The 16,524-nt window shown below is 61.1% G+C and carries 17 protein-coding genes; 8 read left to right on the plus strand and 9 right to left on the minus strand.

What is annotated here, in order from left to right:
* Positions 1 to 83 precede the first annotated feature (83 nt).
* Complete coding sequence (locus AC1DVE_RS12295) at positions 84 to 1,283, plus strand: MFS transporter (protein ID WP_223533305.1); 1,200 nt, start codon at positions 84 to 86, stop codon at positions 1,281 to 1,283.
* Here the strand turns inward: AC1DVE_RS12295 and arfB are convergent.
* The 7 genes from arfB to AC1DVE_RS12330 all read right to left on the minus strand — a co-directional run bounded on the left by arfB (position 1,280) and on the right by AC1DVE_RS12330 (position 8,832).
* Entirely contained in the window at positions 1,280 to 1,693 is a 414-nt protein-coding gene (arfB, locus tag AC1DVE_RS12300) for an alternative ribosome rescue aminoacyl-tRNA hydrolase ArfB (RefSeq protein WP_008021374.1), read from the minus strand. The two genes, AC1DVE_RS12295 and arfB, sit on opposite strands and share 4 nt — an antisense overlap.
* Before the next feature lie 146 nt (positions 1,694 to 1,839).
* Positions 1,840 to 3,252, minus strand: a complete 1,413-nt coding sequence (locus AC1DVE_RS12305; RefSeq protein WP_223441214.1) for an amino acid permease — start codon at positions 3,250 to 3,252, stop codon at positions 1,840 to 1,842.
* A gap of 869 nt (positions 3,253 to 4,121) precedes the next feature.
* Positions 4,122 to 5,342 (minus strand): 23S rRNA pseudouridine(2605) synthase RluB, encoded by a 1,221-nt coding sequence (gene rluB / locus AC1DVE_RS12310; RefSeq protein WP_477783952.1) that lies wholly within the window; start codon positions 5,340 to 5,342, stop codon positions 4,122 to 4,124.
* Between the two features lie 163 nt (positions 5,343 to 5,505).
* Entirely contained in the window at positions 5,506 to 6,495 is a 990-nt protein-coding gene (scpB, locus tag AC1DVE_RS12315; RefSeq protein WP_223456424.1) for an SMC-Scp complex subunit ScpB, read from the minus strand.
* A gap of 11 nt (positions 6,496 to 6,506) precedes the next feature.
* Entirely contained in the window at positions 6,507 to 7,265 is a 759-nt protein-coding gene (locus tag AC1DVE_RS12320; protein ID WP_172435389.1) for a segregation and condensation protein A, read from the minus strand.
* Between the two features lie 60 nt (positions 7,266 to 7,325).
* Positions 7,326 to 7,955: an L-threonylcarbamoyladenylate synthase gene (locus AC1DVE_RS12325; RefSeq protein ID WP_223456423.1), complete on the minus strand. Its 630-nt coding sequence runs from the start codon at positions 7,953 to 7,955 to the stop codon at positions 7,326 to 7,328.
* A 13-nt stretch (positions 7,956 to 7,968) separates the two neighbouring features.
* Complete coding sequence (locus tag AC1DVE_RS12330) at positions 7,969 to 8,832, minus strand: PHP domain-containing protein (RefSeq protein WP_046037738.1); 864 nt, start codon at positions 8,830 to 8,832, stop codon at positions 7,969 to 7,971.
* An 87-nt stretch (positions 8,833 to 8,919) separates the two neighbouring features.
* On the opposite strand from AC1DVE_RS12330, the gene AC1DVE_RS12335 reads away from it, so the two are divergent.
* The 6 genes from AC1DVE_RS12335 (at position 8,920) to AC1DVE_RS12360 (ending at position 13,147) form a co-directional block, all read left to right on the plus strand.
* Entirely contained in the window at positions 8,920 to 9,516 is a 597-nt protein-coding gene (locus tag AC1DVE_RS12335; protein ID WP_223456422.1) for a septation protein A, read from the plus strand.
* A gap of 1 nt (position 9,517) precedes the next feature.
* Positions 9,518 to 9,817, plus strand: coding sequence for a YciI family protein (locus AC1DVE_RS12340; RefSeq protein WP_057715934.1), 300 nt, complete (start codon positions 9,518 to 9,520; stop codon positions 9,815 to 9,817).
* A gap of 123 nt (positions 9,818 to 9,940) precedes the next feature.
* Positions 9,941 to 10,354, plus strand: a complete 414-nt coding sequence (locus AC1DVE_RS12345) for an SH3 domain-containing protein (RefSeq protein ID WP_223533300.1) — start codon at positions 9,941 to 9,943, stop codon at positions 10,352 to 10,354.
* Positions 10,355 to 10,361: 7 nt separating this feature from the next.
* Entirely contained in the window at positions 10,362 to 11,039 is a 678-nt protein-coding gene (locus tag AC1DVE_RS12350; RefSeq protein ID WP_056721476.1) for a response regulator transcription factor, read from the plus strand.
* A gap of 125 nt (positions 11,040 to 11,164) precedes the next feature.
* The gene (locus AC1DVE_RS12355; RefSeq protein ID WP_223456420.1) at positions 11,165 to 11,614 is read left to right on the plus strand and encodes an LTXXQ domain protein; all 450 of its coding nucleotides are present in this window, start codon (positions 11,165 to 11,167) and stop codon (positions 11,612 to 11,614) included.
* 189 nt (positions 11,615 to 11,803) lie between these two features.
* On the plus strand, positions 11,804 to 13,147 hold the full coding sequence (locus tag AC1DVE_RS12360) for a sensor histidine kinase (RefSeq protein ID WP_223456419.1): 1,344 nt from the start codon (positions 11,804 to 11,806) through the stop codon (positions 13,145 to 13,147).
* 108 nt (positions 13,148 to 13,255) lie between these two features.
* Here the strand turns inward: AC1DVE_RS12360 and AC1DVE_RS12365 are convergent, their stop codons facing one another.
* Positions 13,256 to 13,822 (minus strand): NAD(P)H nitroreductase, encoded by a 567-nt coding sequence (locus AC1DVE_RS12365; protein WP_223456418.1) that lies wholly within the window; start codon positions 13,820 to 13,822, stop codon positions 13,256 to 13,258.
* Positions 13,823 to 13,943: 121 nt separating this feature from the next.
* Here AC1DVE_RS12365 and AC1DVE_RS12370 point away from each other — a divergent pair, with 121 nt between their 5' ends.
* Positions 13,944 to 15,398 carry a TrkH family potassium uptake protein gene (locus tag AC1DVE_RS12370; RefSeq protein WP_223456417.1) on the plus strand — a complete coding sequence of 485 codons (1,455 nt, stop codon included), beginning with the start codon at positions 13,944 to 13,946 and terminating at the stop codon, positions 15,396 to 15,398.
* Here AC1DVE_RS12370 and AC1DVE_RS12375 read toward each other — a convergent pair.
* Positions 15,355 to 16,416, minus strand: a complete 1,062-nt coding sequence (locus AC1DVE_RS12375) for an AraC family transcriptional regulator (RefSeq protein ID WP_223456416.1) — start codon at positions 16,414 to 16,416, stop codon at positions 15,355 to 15,357. The genes AC1DVE_RS12370 and AC1DVE_RS12375 overlap by 44 nt on opposite strands.
* Positions 16,417 to 16,524 lie beyond the last annotated feature (108 nt).

Below are 16,524 nucleotides of genomic sequence, written 5' to 3' on the forward strand. Positions count from 1 at the left end.
GTTTTACTTTTTCACAACCTACGACCGTCCACACCGCTATCATAAGCAGCCTATCTATCCCGCTTTACCGTGGACCTTTACCCATGCCTGAAAACCAGCGCCCCCTGGCGGTCACGCTGCAAGTTGTTTCCATCGTCCTTTTCACCTTCATCGGCTACCTGAACATCGGCATCCCCCTGGCCGTATTGCCCGGTTACGTCCACAGCGACCTGGGCTTCGGCGCGGTGATCGCCGGGCTGGTGATTAGCGTGCAATACCTGGCCACCCTGCTCAGCCGCCCTTATGCCGGGAAGATCATCGACAACAAGGGCAGCAAGCTGGCTGTGATGTATGGCCTGGCCGGTTGCGGCTTGAGCGGTGTGTTCATGCTGGTCTCGGCCTGGACCCAGAGCCTGCCGATGCTCAGCCTGATCAGCCTGTTGATCGGCCGCCTGGTGCTCGGCAGCGCCGAAAGCCTGGTGGGCTCGGGCTCGATTGGCTGGGGCATCGGCCGGGTCGGCGCGGCGAACACGGCCAAAGTCATCTCGTGGAACGGTATCGCCAGCTACGGCGCGCTGGCGGTCGGCGCGCCCTTGGGCGTGTTGCTCGTCCATCAACTGGGCTTGTGGAGCATGGGGGTGAGTATTGTGTTGCTGGCGATCCTCGGCTTGCTGCTGGCCTGGCCGAAAACCGCCGCGCCGATCGTTGCCGGTGAGCGTCTGCCGTTCATGCATGTACTCGGGCGGGTGTTCCCCCACGGCTGTGGCCTGGCCCTGGGCTCCATCGGCTTCGGCACCATCGCCACCTTCATCACTCTGTACTACGCCACGCGACACTGGGACAACGCCGTGCTGTGCCTGAGCCTGTTCGGTGCCAGTTTCATCGGCGCGCGTTTGCTGTTCGGCAACCTGATCAACCGCCTCGGCGGCTTTCGTGTCGCCATTGCCTGCCTGTCGGTGGAAACCCTGGGATTGCTGTTGCTGTGGCTGGCACCGGATGCCCATTGGGCTCTGGCGGGTGCGGCGCTGAGCGGCTTCGGCTTTTCGCTGGTGTTTCCGGCACTGGGGGTTGAGGCGGTCAACCTGGTGCCGGCGTCCAGCCGTGGCGCAGCCGTCGGCGCCTATTCGTTGTTCATCGACTTGTCGCTGGGGATCACCGGGCCGCTGGCCGGGGCGATTGCGGCCGGGTTCGGTTTCGCTTCGATCTTCCTGTTTGCTGCCTTCGCTGCCTTGAGCGGATTGATGCTGAGCCTTTACCTGTACCGGCAGGCACCAAAGCAACGCGAAGCGCGGGACACTCCTTAGAAATCGACCTTGCCGCGCCCGGCCTTGATGTTGCCGCGCTTGGATTTGGACTCGAGGCGACGGGTCTTCGAGCCGAGGGTCGGCTTGGTCGGACGGCGCTTCTTCTCGACCTTGGTGGCACTGAGGATCAACTCGGTCAGCCGCAACAGCGCATCGGCACGGTTCTGCTCCTGGGTCCGGTACTGCTGGGCCTTGATGATCAACACACCGTCGCTGGTGATGCGGCTGTCGCGCAGTGCCAGCAGCCGCTCCTTGTAGAACTCGGGCAAGGACGACGCCGGAATGTCGAAGCGCAGGTGCACGGCACTGGAGACCTTGTTGACGTTCTGCCCACCGGCGCCCTGGGCGCGAATGGCCGTCAACTCGATCTCGGCATCCGGCAGATGCACGTTGTTGGAAATGACCAGCATGGAAAAGCGTCCGTATTCAGAACGTGCAGGATACCGCGATCAGATCTTCAGCACGCCACAAATCCCCCAGGGTTTAGTGTCATGCCATGAATTCTATATCCACAAAAAACCCGGCACTTGGCCGGGTTTGTTGTTTCTGCGCGGAGTTACTCCACTGCGGCCTGCAAGGCACGCTGAGCACTGCGCTTGTTCTTGATGCCGTAGCAGACCCACATGAACACGAGCCACACCGGAATCGCATACACCGATGTCTGAATCCCCGGAATCAACAGCATCACACCAAGGACGAACACCACGAACGCCAGGCAGATGTAGTTGCCGTACGGGTACCACAGGGCCTTGAACAGCGGCGTCTGCTTGGTCTTGTTCATGTGCTGGCGGAACTTGAAGTGCGAGTAGCTGATCATCGCCCAGTTGATCACCAGGGTGGCCACCACCAGCGACATCAGCAGTTCCAGCGCGTTTTGCGGGATCAGGTAGTTCAGCAGCACCGCGATCAGGGTCACGGCGGCCGAGGCCAGGATCGAACGCACTGGCACGCCACGCTTGTCGATTTTCGCCAGGCCCTTCGGCGCGTCGCCCTGCTCGGCCATGCCCAGCAGCATGCGGCTGTTGCAGTAGGTGCCGCTGTTGTACACCGACAATGCCGCGGTCAGGACCACGAAGTTGAGGATGTGCGCGGCGGTATTGCTGCCCAGCATCGAGAACACTTGCACGAACGGGCTGCCGCTATAGGAATCACCCGAGGCGTTCAGGGTGGTCAGCAAGCTGTCCCATGGCGTCAACGACAGCAGGATGACCAGGGCGCCGATGTAGAAAATCAGGATCCGGTAGATCACCTGGTTGATGGCTTTCGGGATCACGGTTTTCGGCTTGTCGGCTTCGGCTGCGGTGAAACCGAGCATTTCCAGACCACCGAAGGAAAACATGATGAAAGCCATGGCCATCACCAGGCCGCTGACGCCGTTCGGGAAGAAGCCACCGTGGGACCACAGGTTGCTGACCGCTGCTTGCGGGCCGCCATTGCCGCTGACCAGCAGGTAGCTGCCCAGAGCAATCATGCCGACGATTGCCACGACCTTGATGATTGCGAACCAGAACTCGGCCTCGCCGAACACTTTGACGTTGGCCAGGTTGATCGCGTTGATCAGCACAAAGAAAGCAGCTGCGGAGACCCAGGTCGGGATGTCCGGCGCCCAGTAGTGGATGTATTTGCCGACCGCAGTCAGCTCGGACATGCCCACCAGAATGTACAGAATCCAGCAGTTCCAGCCCGACAGGAAGCCGGCAAAGCCGCCCCAATACTTGTGCGCGAAGTGGCTGAAGGAGCCGGCCACCGGATCTTCGACGATCATTTCGCCCAGTTGGCGCATGATCATGAAGGCAATGAAGCCGCAGATGGCGTAGCCGAGGATCATCGACGGGCCGGCGGATTTCAGTACCCCGGCCGAGCCGAGGAACAAGCCGGTACCGATCGCGCCACCGAGGGCGATCAATTGAATGTGGCGATTTTTCAGGCCGCGTTTCAGCTCGCCTGATTGCGGGTTTTGTCCACTCATGAAAAGGGTCTCACGCAAGGTTTGATGATGTTCAGTAGACGTTGCTGCTCAAGAAAGGCGTTAAGCGGCACCGATCAAACCCCAGCGCAGGCACCAGGAGTTCAGCGTATTTACAACGGTCATGCGTCACCTGTTTGTTTTTATCTGTGACGAAATCGAACCCGACACGCTCGTGACGCGACGGAGTGAACAAGGCGGATAGCCTTGAGGTTTGCGCAGATGCGCAGGAGGTCACAGGTAAAACGCGGCGCATTGTACACCCGTAACCCCCTGCTGCCAGACCCGCTGGACAAGCGTGTCTATGGCCGGGATTGCCTGTATCCGCCCCGAGAGGCTCGGGCGGCTGCAAAAATTGGGTCAGATCCTTGCGGATCATCGACGGGAAAGGCAGGTAAACCGCCCCTCGCAGAGAGATGGATATGGAATACGGCGTTCATTGCGCCTCCTTTTTGTTATGCACCTGCACGACAGGCATGGCGCGCATAACACCCTGCATGGAGTGTTGAAACAAGCGGGCTAGAGGGTTTGAATGAGGAAGGAAGGCGATGATGCGTAAGCGTTTTCTTACGGCATCCAGGAAGTGGCGAATCCACGGGGTTAATCGGTGGATTTTGTCAGGTTTTCTTTACAGGGCGTAACATCGGTTTTCCATTCGGGAGAGTGTGGTGTTGCCGCTGACGTCTTCGCGGGCAAGCCCGCTCCCACAATGGATCGCATTTCGACCAAACAACTCCGTCCCCTGTGGGAGCGGGCTTGCCCGCGAAGAGGCCCTTGAAAACACCTCATCGCTAAAGCCAGACCAAAAAAAACGCCAACCCGAAGGTTGGCGTTTTTTACTTGTCGCTTGCAGCTCGAAGCTTACAACTGCCTCACTCCGGCTTACGACGACCAAAGCCAGGACGCTGACCGGAACCTGCCGGTGCGCCACGGCGCTTGCCCGACGGCGCATCACCGTCGACCAGTTTGATCCCCGGACGCTTCGGTGCAGGCTTGGCCGGGCGCTTGGTGTCGGCCTGACGATCGGCTACCGGCGTACCACGACCTTCGCCACGCTCAGTACGGCCGTTGGCCGGACGTGGCGTGCGTGGACCGCGTTCGCCGTCCTGACGGGCAGCAGGCTTGCGGCCTGGACGCTCGCCTTCGATCTGCGGCTCGCGGCTGGCACGAGGTGCGGCAGGTGCGGCGGCTGCGCCAGTGGCCGGACGCAGGGTACGCACACGCTCGGTCTTGGCCATCGGACGCGACGATTTGCGCTGCATCCGGTCAAGCTTGTCCTTGCTCTTGGCGTTCATCTGCGGCATCGCGACCGGCGTCAGGCCGACCTCGGCACTCAGAATGTCGACTTCGTACTGGCTCATTTCGCGCCAGCGGCCCATCGGCAGGTCAGAGTTGAGGAATACCGGACCGAAACGCACGCGCTTCAGACGGCTGACCACCAGGCCCTGGGATTCCCACAGGCGACGAACTTCGCGGTTACGACCTTCCATCACCACGCAGTGGTACCAGTGGTTGAAACCTTCACCGCCTGGCGCCTGCTTGATGTCGGTGAACTTGGCCGGGCCATCTTCAAGGACAACGCCAGCCTTCAGACGCTCGATCATCTCGTCATCGACTTCGCCACGCACACGTACCGCGTATTCACGGTCCATTTCGTAGGAAGGGTGCATCAGGCGGTTGGCCAGCTCACCATCGGTGGTGAACATCAGCAGACCGGTGGTGTTGATGTCCAGGCGACCGATGTTGATCCAGCGACCCTCTTTAGGGCGCGGCATCTTGTCGAACACGGTCGGACGGCCTTCCGGGTCGACACGGGTGCAGATCTCGCCGTCGGGCTTGTTGTACATGATCACGCGGCGCACCGACTCGGCGGCTTCTTCGCGCTTGATCACCTTGCCATCAATGGTGATGGCGTCGTGCATGTCGACGCGCTGGCCAAGTGTGGCGTCTTTGCCGTTGACCTTGATGCGGCCGTGGCTGATCCAGGCTTCCACGTCACGGCGCGAGCCAACGCCGATACGGGCGAGGACTTTCTGCAGTTTTTCGCCTGCTGGGCCGATTGGCTGGTCGTCTTGCTGGTCTTTGATACTCATCTGGGCACCTCCCGGTGTGGTCTGAAAACTGGGTACTTGGGCGAAGGGATCGCCGAAGGGTCGCGAATCATACGCGCATGAGGGCGTTTGCGCATCAGAGACTAGCTGATCAAGGCAAGGTTATTTGTTTTTCCGCTGACCGGTGGTCCGCACCTTTCTGGCATCAGTCTTCGAACTCGCGGCGTTCGGCTTCGATGGCTTCGGCCAGGGCGCGGGCTTCAGCTTCTTCGTCCGACAGTTCCGGCTCGGGGTTCGGTTGTTCGAGGGCGGCTACAGCGGCCAGCAGTTTTTCCCGGGCTTCGGCAACACCGAGGATGTCGTCTTCTTGCTCCGGTTCAATGCCAGGCTCAGGCTCGCCTTCCGGTTCAGGCTCGGGCTGTGCCGCTTCGACTTCTGGCTCGATAACCGACTGTTCCGAATCAAACTCAGGCGACGCCCCATCACGCAACAAGTCGTCGAAATCGGTCTTGATCCCCTCCTCCATGCTGTCCAGCTCCAGCAACAGCGTGTGGAAACTGGTTTCTTCTTTCGGCTCTTCCGGCTCGGCGCTGGCGTCGGCCAACGCTTGCAGCCCGGCGGGTACGGGGGCGTCGTCGAAGTCGAGCACCGGATCCGGTTCCAGCTCGCGCAGTTCCGCCAGCGGCGGCAGGTCGTCGAGGTTCTTCAGGTTGAAGTGATCGAGGAACGCCTTGGTGGTGGCGAACATCGCCGGTTTGCCGGGCACGTCACGGTAACCGACGATGCGGATCCACTCGCGCTCCATCAAGGTCTTGACGATGTTGCTGTTGACCGCCACGCCCCGCACGTCTTCGATTTCGCCGCGGGTGATCGGCTGGCGATAGGCAATCAGTGCCATGGTTTCCAACATGGCCCGGGAGTAACGCTGCGGGCGCTCTTCCCACAGACGCCCGACCCACGGCGCAAATTTCTCGCGAATTTGCAGGCGATACCCCGAGGCCACTTCCTTGAGTTCAAACGCGCGGCCATCGCAAGACTTGGCGAGAATCGTCAGGGCCTTCTTGAAGACCGGCGGTTCCGGGCGCTCGCCTTCCTCGAAGAGTTCGAACAGGCTTTCCAGGGATTGCGGTTTTCCCGAGGCCAACAGAAAGGCTTCAAGCAAGGGTGCCAGATCACGGGGTTCAGTCAGGTTCATGTTTCGACTCGTTATTCGGCTCGGGCTCGCACGTGGATCGCGGCAAATGGCTCATTCTGCACCAGCTCGACCAGGGATTCCTTGACCAGCTCGAGGATCGCCATAAAGGTGACCACCACCCCCAGGCGCCCTTCTTCAGCGGTGAACAGCTCGACAAACGGCACGAAACCGCCGCCCTTGAGCCGCTCCAGCACATCGCTCATGCGTTCGCGTGTCGACAGCGCCTCGCGGCTGACCTGATGGCTTTCGAACATGTCGCCACGGCGCAACACCTCGGCCATGGACAACAGCAGCTCTGACAAGCGCACATCCGGCAACAGCTTGCGCGCCCGAGCTTCCGGGGCGTCAAGCTTGGGCACCACCACATCACGGCCAACGCGACTCAGGCCATCGATGCCTTCGGCGGCAGCCTTGAAACGCTCGTACTCCTGCAAGCGGCGGATCAGTTCGGCGCGCGGGTCTTCCTCTTCGTCTTCGACGGTTTCGGCCCGTGGCAGCAGCATCCGCGACTTGATCTCGGCCAGCATCGCGGCCATCACCAGGTACTCGGCGGCCAGCTCCAGGCGCACCGACTGCATCAACTCGACGTAGCCCATGTACTGGCGCGTGATTTCCGCCACCGGGATGTCGAGGATGTTGATGTTCTGTTTGCGGATCAGGTACAGCAGCAGGTCGAGCGGGCCTTCGAACGCCTCGAGAAAGACCTCGAGGGCATCCGGCGGGATGTACAGGTCCAGCGGCATTTCCATGACCGCCTGGCCATAGACCATGGCGAAGGGCAGCTCCTGCTGGGCTCCGGCCTGACTGTCGACGGGTTCTACTGCGGACATCTAGGCCTCGACCATGAACGGCGCAGGGTCGCCGCAACCAACGCGAATGACTTCCGGCTCGCCGTCGGCGAGGTTGATCACGGTGGACGCCTTGATCCCGCCGAAACCGCCGTCGATGATCAGATCGACCTGGTGTTCGAGCAACTGGCGCATTTCGTGCGGGTCGCTCAAAGGATCTTCATCGCCTGGCATGATCAGGGTCACGCTCATCAGCGGCTCACCCAGCTGTTCCAGCAGTGCCAGGGCAATCGGATGACTCGGCACGCGCAGGCCGATGGTGCGTTTTTTCGGGTGCAGCAACAGCCGTGGCACTTCGCGGGTGGCGTTGAGAATGAAGGTATACGGTCCCGGCAGATGGGCCTTGAGAATACGGAACGTGCCGGTGTCGATCTTGGCGAACAGGCCCAGTTGCGACAGGTCGCTGCAGATCAGCGCGAAGTTGTGCTTTTCATCCAGCTGTCGCAGGCGCCGAACGCGCTCCACGGCCACTTTGTCGCCGATCTGGCAACCTATGGCGTAGGAAGAGTCCGTGGGATAAATCACCACCCCGCCCTTGCGGATGATTTCGACTGCCTGTTTGATCAGGCGCGCTTGCGGGTTTTCCGGATGAATCTGGAAAAATTGACTCACATTCTCTACCTGTTCAGACGGCGGCAATAACTGGGTCATGTTTGAATCGACACCATAGCGGCGGCAGATCCTCCGGGAGTGGCCGGTATTCACCGATCTCCGACCAGCCTCCAGGGCCATGAAAATCACTGCCGGCGCTGACCAGCAGACCGAACTCGCGGGCCAGAATGGCCAGGCTGCCCACTTGCTCGGCAGGCTGGTAACCATTGACCACTTCGATGGCGTGGCCCCCTGCTTGAATATAGTCGGCAATCAGACGACGTCGCTTGCTGCGCGTGAATTCATAGTGCCATGGGTGTGCCAAGCTGACCCAGGCCTTGGCTGCGCGCAGGGTTTCGACGGTTTCTTCCAGGGTCGGCCAGTGTTGCTTGACGTCGCCCAGCTTGCCGGCGCCCAGCCATTTGCGGAACGCCTCGGCGCGATCCTTGACGAAACCTTCACGCACCATCCAGTCGGCGAAATGCGGGCGGGCCGGCGCGTTACCGCTGTCGCCCAGCTCCTGCTGGATCTCCCGAGCGCCATCCAGCGCCCCCGGCATGCCTTTGAGCGCCAGTTTGCGGCTGATTTCCTCGGAGCGTAGCCAGCGGCCATCATGCAATCTGGCGATGGCCTCGACCAACGGCGCGGCGTTCACGTCAAAACCGTAGCCCAGGACATGAATGGTTGCGCCGCCCCAGGTGCAGGACAATTCGACGCCATTGACCAGTTGCATCCCCAGCGCGGTGGCCGCGTGCCGGGCCTCGTCGAGGCCCTCAAGGGTGTCGTGATCGGTCAAGGCCAGGACTCGCACGCCTTTCTCGAACGCTCGCGCGACCAGAACCGCAGGCGCCAGGGCGCCATCGGAGGCCGTGCTATGGCAGTGCAAATCAACATTCACAGGGCTTTGTAACCTCAAATCAGCTGGCGCTATCGCGCGCCCATATGTTTGTTATTATGCCGCCACATCCTGCTTCTGGCTGCCACTGTGAAACAATTCATCGATTTCATCCCGCTCCTGCTGTTTTTCATCGTCTTCAAAATCGATCCACGGGTCGTCGACATCGCCGGCCATGAGGTCACTGTAGGCGGTATTTACAGCGCCACCGCGATGCTGATCGTCAGTTCCCTGGTGGTCTACGGCACACTGTTCATCAAACAGCGCAAGCTGGAGAAGAGCCAGTGGCTGACCCTGATCGCCTGCCTGGTCTTCGGCAGCCTGACCCTGGCGTTCCACAGCGAGACGTTCCTGAAGTGGAAAGCCCCGGTGGTCAACTGGCTGTTCGCCCTGGCATTCATCGGTAGCCACTTCGTCGGTGACAGCCTGCTGATCAAACGCATCATGGGCCACGCGCTGACCCTGCCGGAGCCGGTCTGGACGCGCCTGAACATCGCCTGGATCGTCTTCTTCCTGTTTTGCGGTGCCGCCAACCTGTTTGTCGCGTTCACCTTCCAGAGCTACTGGGTCGACTTCAAGGTCTTCGGCAGCTTGGGCATGACTTTGCTGTTCCTGGTCGGCCAGGGCATCTACCTGTCCCGCCATCTGCACGATGCCGACACCACAACGCCAAAAACCGAGGACTGACATGCTTTACGCAATCATTGCCACAGACGTCGCCAACTCCCTGGAAGCCCGCCTGGCCGCACGGCCTGCACACCTCGAGCGCCTGCAAGTGCTCAAGGGCGAAGGTCGCATCGTATTGGCCGGCCCACACCCGGCGATCGACAGCAATGATCCGGGCGCGGCGGGTTTCACCGGCAGCCTGATCGTTGCCGAATTTGATTCCCTGAGCGCCGCCCAGGCCTGGGCCGACGCCGATCCGTACATCGCCGCGGGCGTCTACGCCAACGTTCTGGTCAAGCCGTTCAAGCAAGTCCTTCCGTAACTTTCTTCTTTCAACTGCCCCCACGCGGTGAACCTTGTCGGTTCATCGCGTTCTCAATCGCTCATTATTCTCGTTTGCCGGCCGACAACTTGCCCAATACTCGTATTGGAATCAGGAGTCGAGATGCGCAAGGGTCCGTTGTGTCTGATGTTGGTCACGTTGTCGATCGGGGCGCCCGCCCACGGTGAAGAACAAGTCGAGGGTGGCAATTCGACGCCGCTTTCCTTGAGCGCCGGCAGCCAGATCACCGAGCTGCAACAACGCTTGAAAGAAAGCGAACGGCAACGGGAAGATCTGAACAAACAATTGCAAACTGCCGATGGCGAACGCGCAAGCCCGCTGCTGGCCCGGTTGCGCCAGGAGAACCAGCGTTTGAAGCTGCAACTCAAGGAAGCCCAGGCCAGCAGTCCGCTGCCGCGCCTGCTGACCGACCAGCAACAATGGTTCGTCATTGGCGCCGGGGTAGCGCTATTGGCTCTGCTCTGCGGTATCTTCGCCAGTGGAGCAAGTCGAAAACGTCGACAATGGCTAAATTGAGTGAGTCATGAGCGAGCTGTTACTTATTGATGATGACCAGGAGCTGTGCGAGCTCCTGAGCAGTTGGCTGAGCCAGGAAGGGTTTCAGGTACGTGCCTGTCACGACGGCCAGAGCGCACGCCGCGCGCTGGCCGAAACCGCCCCGGCGGCCGTGGTGCTGGATGTGATGTTGCCCGATGGCAGCGGCCTGGAACTGCTCAAGCAGTTGCGCAGCGATCACCCGGATTTGCCGGTACTGATGCTCTCGGCCCGGGGCGAGCCCCTGGATCGTATCCTCGGCCTGGAACTCGGCGCCGACGATTACCTGGCCAAACCCTGCGATCCACGGGAACTGACCGCCCGCCTGCGCGCAGTCCTGCGTCGTAGCCACCCGGCAGCGGTGTCCAGCCAGATCGAACTGGGCGACCTGTGTTTCAGCCCGGTGCGCGGCGTGGTCAGCATCGACGAACAGGAATTCACCCTCACCGTCTCCGAAAGCCGCCTGCTGGAAGCCTTGCTCAAGCAGCCCGGCGAGCCCCTGGACAAACAGGAACTGGCGCAGATCGCCCTCGGCCGCAAGCTGACCCTGTACGATCGCAGCCTGGACATGCACGTCAGCAACCTGCGCAAGAAGATCGGCCCACACCCCGATGGCCGACCGCGCATCGTCGCCCTGCGCAGCCGCGGTTACTACTACAGCCTGTAAGTTTTGTCAGGTCGGCGGGAAATCGTCTTTACCCAAGCTTTACCCTCCGCTGACCGCCGCTGACCTTGATCTGCGTAATCTGTACTCATCCGGAACGTACCGGGAACGAGACAAGGAGATACACCATGCGCAAGACTCTTATCGCTCTGATGTTCGCTGCTGCCCTGCCGACCGTTGCCATGGCCATGCCTGAAGGCACCGGCGCCATGGATGGGCCGATGGACGGTTCGCGCCACGGCGGTCAGATGCACGGCATGCACGGCAAAGGCCCGTACAGTGAACTGGACCTGAGCCGCGAACAGCGCGAGCAGATCCGCAAGATCATGGGCGAGCAGATGCACGAGCGTAAGCAACTGGTCGAAAAGTACCTGGAGAAACTCTCGCCAGCTGACCAGAAAGCCATGAAAGACGAGATGGCCGCCAACCACAAGAAGGCTGAAGCGGACGTGCGCGCCTTGCTGAAACCGGATCAACAGAAGAAGTTCGACGAGATCCAGAAAAAACAGGCTGAACGTCGCGCCGAGTGGGCTGAATTCAAGGCCTGGAAAGCGCAGCAACCGCAAAAAGCGCAATAATGCGCTAACTCCGGACCCAACGGTTTTTCACCGCTGGGTCTGGCACCACCCGATTTAATGTGGGAGCGGGCTTGCTCCGGGCGGCGCTCCGACGAAGGCGGAGTATCAGTCACCATTTTCTTGGCTGACAAATCGCTTTCGCGAGCAAGCCCGCTCCCACATGGATTTGTGATCGTTTGAGGATTTCCTGTGCGTTCATTGTTCTGGCGTATCCTGGCCAGCTTCTGGCTGGCCATCGCTTTGGTTGCAGGGCTTTCCATCCTGCTCGGGCACATGCTCAACCAGGACGCCTGGATTCTCAGCCGCCACCCGGGCCTCAACACACTGGCCGAACAGTGGACGCAAACCTACGAAAGTCAGGGCGAAGACGCCGCCCAGGACATTCTCCAGCAACGTAAACGCCAGTATCACATCGACGTTCAGGTGCTCAACGAAAGCGGCGACCCTGTCGTGCGCGGCACCTTCCCCAAACGAGCGGCGGCCTTTGAGGCGCGCCAGAACAACGAGGACCGGCGCCTGCCATGGCGGCGTCTGACCGATGAGTTCACCAGCGAAAAAACCGGTGACACCTTCCTGTTCATCTACCGCATTCCACACCCGGAACTGGACGCCTGGCACCGCGAGAGCCTGCTCTGGCCGCTCAGTGCGCTGGGGATCGCCCTGGTGGTGCTGACCCTGTTCAGCCTGCTGGTGACCTTTTCCATCACTCGCCCGCTCAGCCGTCTGCGCGGAGCGGTGCATGACCTGGGACAAACCACGTATCAACAGAACAGCCTGGTCAAGCTGGCCAACCGTCGTGACGAGTTCGGCGTCCTGGCCAACGATTTCAACCGCATGGGCGCGCGCCTGCAAAGCCTGATTGGCAGTCAGCGACAACTGCTGCGGGATGTGTCCCACGAACTGCGCTCGCCCCTCGCCCGCCTGCGTATCGCGCTGGCGCTGGCCGAACGGGCCACCTCGCAGGAACGGGAACAGCTGTGGCCGCGCTTGACCCGTGAGTGCGACCGACTGGAAGCGCTGATCAGCGAAATCCTGGTACTGGCGCGGGTCGACTCCGATAACGCCAGTGCCGAAGAGGTGGACCTGAACGCCTTGCTCAACACCCTGCAAAAGGATGCGCAACTCGGTTCACCCGAGCAACTGGTCCACCTCGAAGCCGAGTCGCAACTGAATCTGAAGGGCTGGCCGACCATGATCGAACGGGCCGTGGACAATTTGCTGCGCAACGCCCAGCGCTTCAATCCGGTGGGTGGCCTGCCGATCGAAATGCAGGCGCTGCGTCAGGGTGAGCGGATCGTCGTGACCGTGCGCGATCACGGGCCGGGTGTCAGTGCCGAATATTTGAACCAGCTCGGTGAGCCGTTCTATCGGGCGCCGGGGCAGACAGCGGCCGGACATGGCCTGGGGCTGGCCATCGCCCGGCGCGCGGCGGAGCGCCATGGCGGCAGCCTGGTGCTGGCCAATCACCCGGAAGGCGGGTTTATTGCCAGCCTGGAATTGCCGTTGGTGCCCGGGGCTGTAGTACAGCCCTGATCCATTGTGGGAGCGAGCTTGCTCGCGAAAGCGGTTTGGCTGTCACTACGATGTTGAATGTGCCGACGCCTTCGCGAGCAAGCCCGCTCCCACACTGGATGTGTGGTGTCAGGCTTTACCGGGCCAGGCGCTGACGAATTCGGTCAGGTCGACTTTCTCGGCCACACGCGGTTCTTTCTGCGGCGTACCCAGATACAGGAAAGCAATCACCTCCTCCCCCTCCGCCAGGCCCAACCCCTTGGCCACATGGGGCGAATAAGCCAGGTCACCGGTACGCCACACCGCGCCAATGCCCTGCGCATAGGCCGCGAGCAAAATCCCGTGGGCCGCGCAGCCCGCCGCAAGTAACTGCTCGGACTTCGGATACTTGACGTGATCCTGCACGCGAGCGATCACCACCACCACCAACGGTGCCCGCAGCGGACCATTGCGCGCCTTGTCGATGGCCGCTTCACTGACTTCGCTGTCCGAAAGCTTCGCTGCTTCGGCCAGCAACTCGCCCATTTGCTCGCGCGCCGCACCTTCCACCGTCAAGAAACGCCAAGGCTGCAAGTGACCGTGATCCGGGGCGCGCATGGCGGCGCCGAACAGCACCTCGCGCTGTTCGGCAGTGGGTGCAGGGTCAATCAGTCGTGGAACGGAAACACGGTTGAGCAAAGCGTCGAGAGCCTGCATCGGCCACCTCCTGAAAAATTTGTGCGGCTATTCTAGCGGTAACTGCCGCAGCAGTGCCGGTTTACATGCCCTGCCTCGCAGGTAGAATGGCGCCCTTTCCACTATCAGCCGAGCGGACCTCATGGCGTTGCCGACCTTACGGATCATTGGTTTCATCATCGGCATCTTCCTGATAACGCTGGCGATCTCCATGGTCGTGCCCATGGCCACGCTGGTCATTTTCGACCGTACCAGCGATCTGCCGTCGTTCCTCTGGGCCAGCATGATCACCTTTGTCGCCGGTTTGGCGCTGGTGATTCCGGGGCGCCCCGAACACATTCACCTGCGCCCCCGGGACATGTACCTGCTGACCGTCAGTAGTTGGCTGGTGGTGTGCATCTTCGCCGCGCTGCCGTTCCTGCTGACCCAGCACATCAGCTACACCGACTCATTCTTCGAAAGCATGTCCGGCATCACCGCCACCGGCTCGACCGTACTCAGCGGCCTGGACACCATGTCCCCCGGCATCCTGATGTGGCGCTCGTTGCTGCACTGGCTCGGCGGCATCGGCTTCATCGGCATGGCGGTGGCGATTCTGCCGCTGCTGCGTATTGGTGGCATGCGGTTGTTCCAGACCGAGTCGTCGGACCGCTCGGAAAAAGTCATGCCCCGCTCGCACATGGTGGCGCGGCTGATCGTGGCGGCCTACGTCGGCATTACCATTGTCGGCAGCCTGGCGTTCTGGTGGGCCGGGATGAGCCTGTTCGACGCCATCAACCATGCGATGTCGGCGATTTCCACCGGCGGCTTCTCCACCTCCGACCAGTCTTTGGCCAAGTGGCCGGAGCCTGCGGTGCATTGGGTCGCGATCGTCATCATGATTCTCGGTGCCCTGCCGTTCACCCTGTATGTCGCCATGTTGCGTGGTAACCGTCGGGCGCTGATCAAGGATGAACAGGTTCAAGGCCTGCTCGGCATGCTGCTGGTGACCTGGCTGGTACTCGGCACCTGGTATTGGTGGACTACCCAACTGCATTGGCTGGAGGCGTTGCGGCATGTGGCGCTGAACGTGACGTCGGTAGTGACCACCACTGGTTTTGCACTGGGGGACTACAGCCTGTGGGGCAATTTCTCGCTGATGCTGTTCTTCTATCTGGGGTTTGTCGGCGGTTGCTCCGGCTCGACCGCGGGCGGTATCAAGATTTTCCGCTTTCAGGTGGCCTATATCCTGCTCAAGGCCAACCTTAACCAGCTGATTCACCCGCGCGCGGTGATCAAGCAGAAGTACAACGGTCACCGCCTCGACGAAGAAATCGTGCGTTCGATCCTGACCTTTTCGTTCTTCTTTGCGATCACCATCTGCGTGATTGCGCTGCTGCTGTCGCTGCTCGGCGTGGACTGGATGACCGCCCTCACCGGCGCGGCCAGTACCGTGTCCGGTGTCGGCCCGGGGCTCGGCGAAACCATCGGCCCGGCGGGCAACTTCGCCACCCTGCCGGATGCCGCCAAGTGGATTCTCTCGTTCGGCATGCTGCTGGGCCGGCTGGAGATCATTACGGTGTTTGTGCTTTGTATTCCGGCATTTTGGCGTCATTGACCGCGTCAGGTGTTTGCATCAGCCGCATCCGGTACTCGCCGGGTGTGGCATCGAACCAGCGGCGGAAAGCACGGAAGAAGTTGCTCGGATCGGCAAACCCCAGCAAGTAGGCAATTTCCAGCAAGGTCATGCTCGGTTGCGCCAGGTACTGCTCGGCCAACTCGCGCCGGGTATCGTCCAGCAGCACCTGAAAACTCGTGCCCTCTTCCTGCAAGCGCCGTTGCAAGGTGCGCTGGGACAGATGCAGCGTCTGCGCCACGGTGTCGCGCTTGGGCTCGCCTTGGGGCAACAGGCGGCACAACACCTGCCGCGCCTTGTGAGTCACGCGGCTTTCGGAAAAACGCGCCAGGTATTCACCGGCAAAGCGGTCATGCAGCAACGCCATGGCCTCGTTGGCCGTCGGCAGCGGCGCTTCCATATCGGCGCGTTCGAAAATCAGCGCATCGTAAGGCGCGTTGAACACCAGCGGTGCATGGAAGGCTTGTTTATAGGGTTCCAGGTTGGCCGGCTCGGCGCCTTGCAACAACACTTTGCGTGGTTGCAACGTACGCCCGGTCAACCAGCCGCACAGCGCCAAGGCACAGGCCAGTGAAGCTTCGGCGCTTTGCCGGGTCGGCGGCAGATGATCGCCATGCACCGTCAGAATCAATGCGTAGCCTTCTTCCAGCAGTTGGAAACTCAGGTCGGCACTTTCGGCGATGATCCGCTGATAGCGCACCAGTCGCTGAAAGCCTTCGGCCAGGGTCTGGCTGGACATCAAGGCGTAACCGGTCACATGAAACTGCGCCGGTCGCACCAACTTGCCCATGTTCAGGCCGATGGCCGGGTTGCCGGACAGTTCGACCGCGCGCTGCCACAGCCGGGTCATGGAATCTTGCGTGAAGCGTGCATCCGGATCATCCAGTGCCGCGTAGTCGAGCCCCAGCTGTTTGAACAGCGCCCGGCAATCGAGGCCGTCCATCTCCAGCGCTTTGACAATCCCCATCGCCCAGCTTGCAGAAGTCGTTCGTTCGCTCATGGCGTTTTCTTACATGGTGAGCCGCATGCTACGGCTATTGACCGAAGGATACTAAAGTGGCGCCTATTGTCACTGGCTGATGCCATTGATCACTCTAGACTCAAATAA

Source organism: Pseudomonas sp. P4_B4, assembly GCF_056402255.1.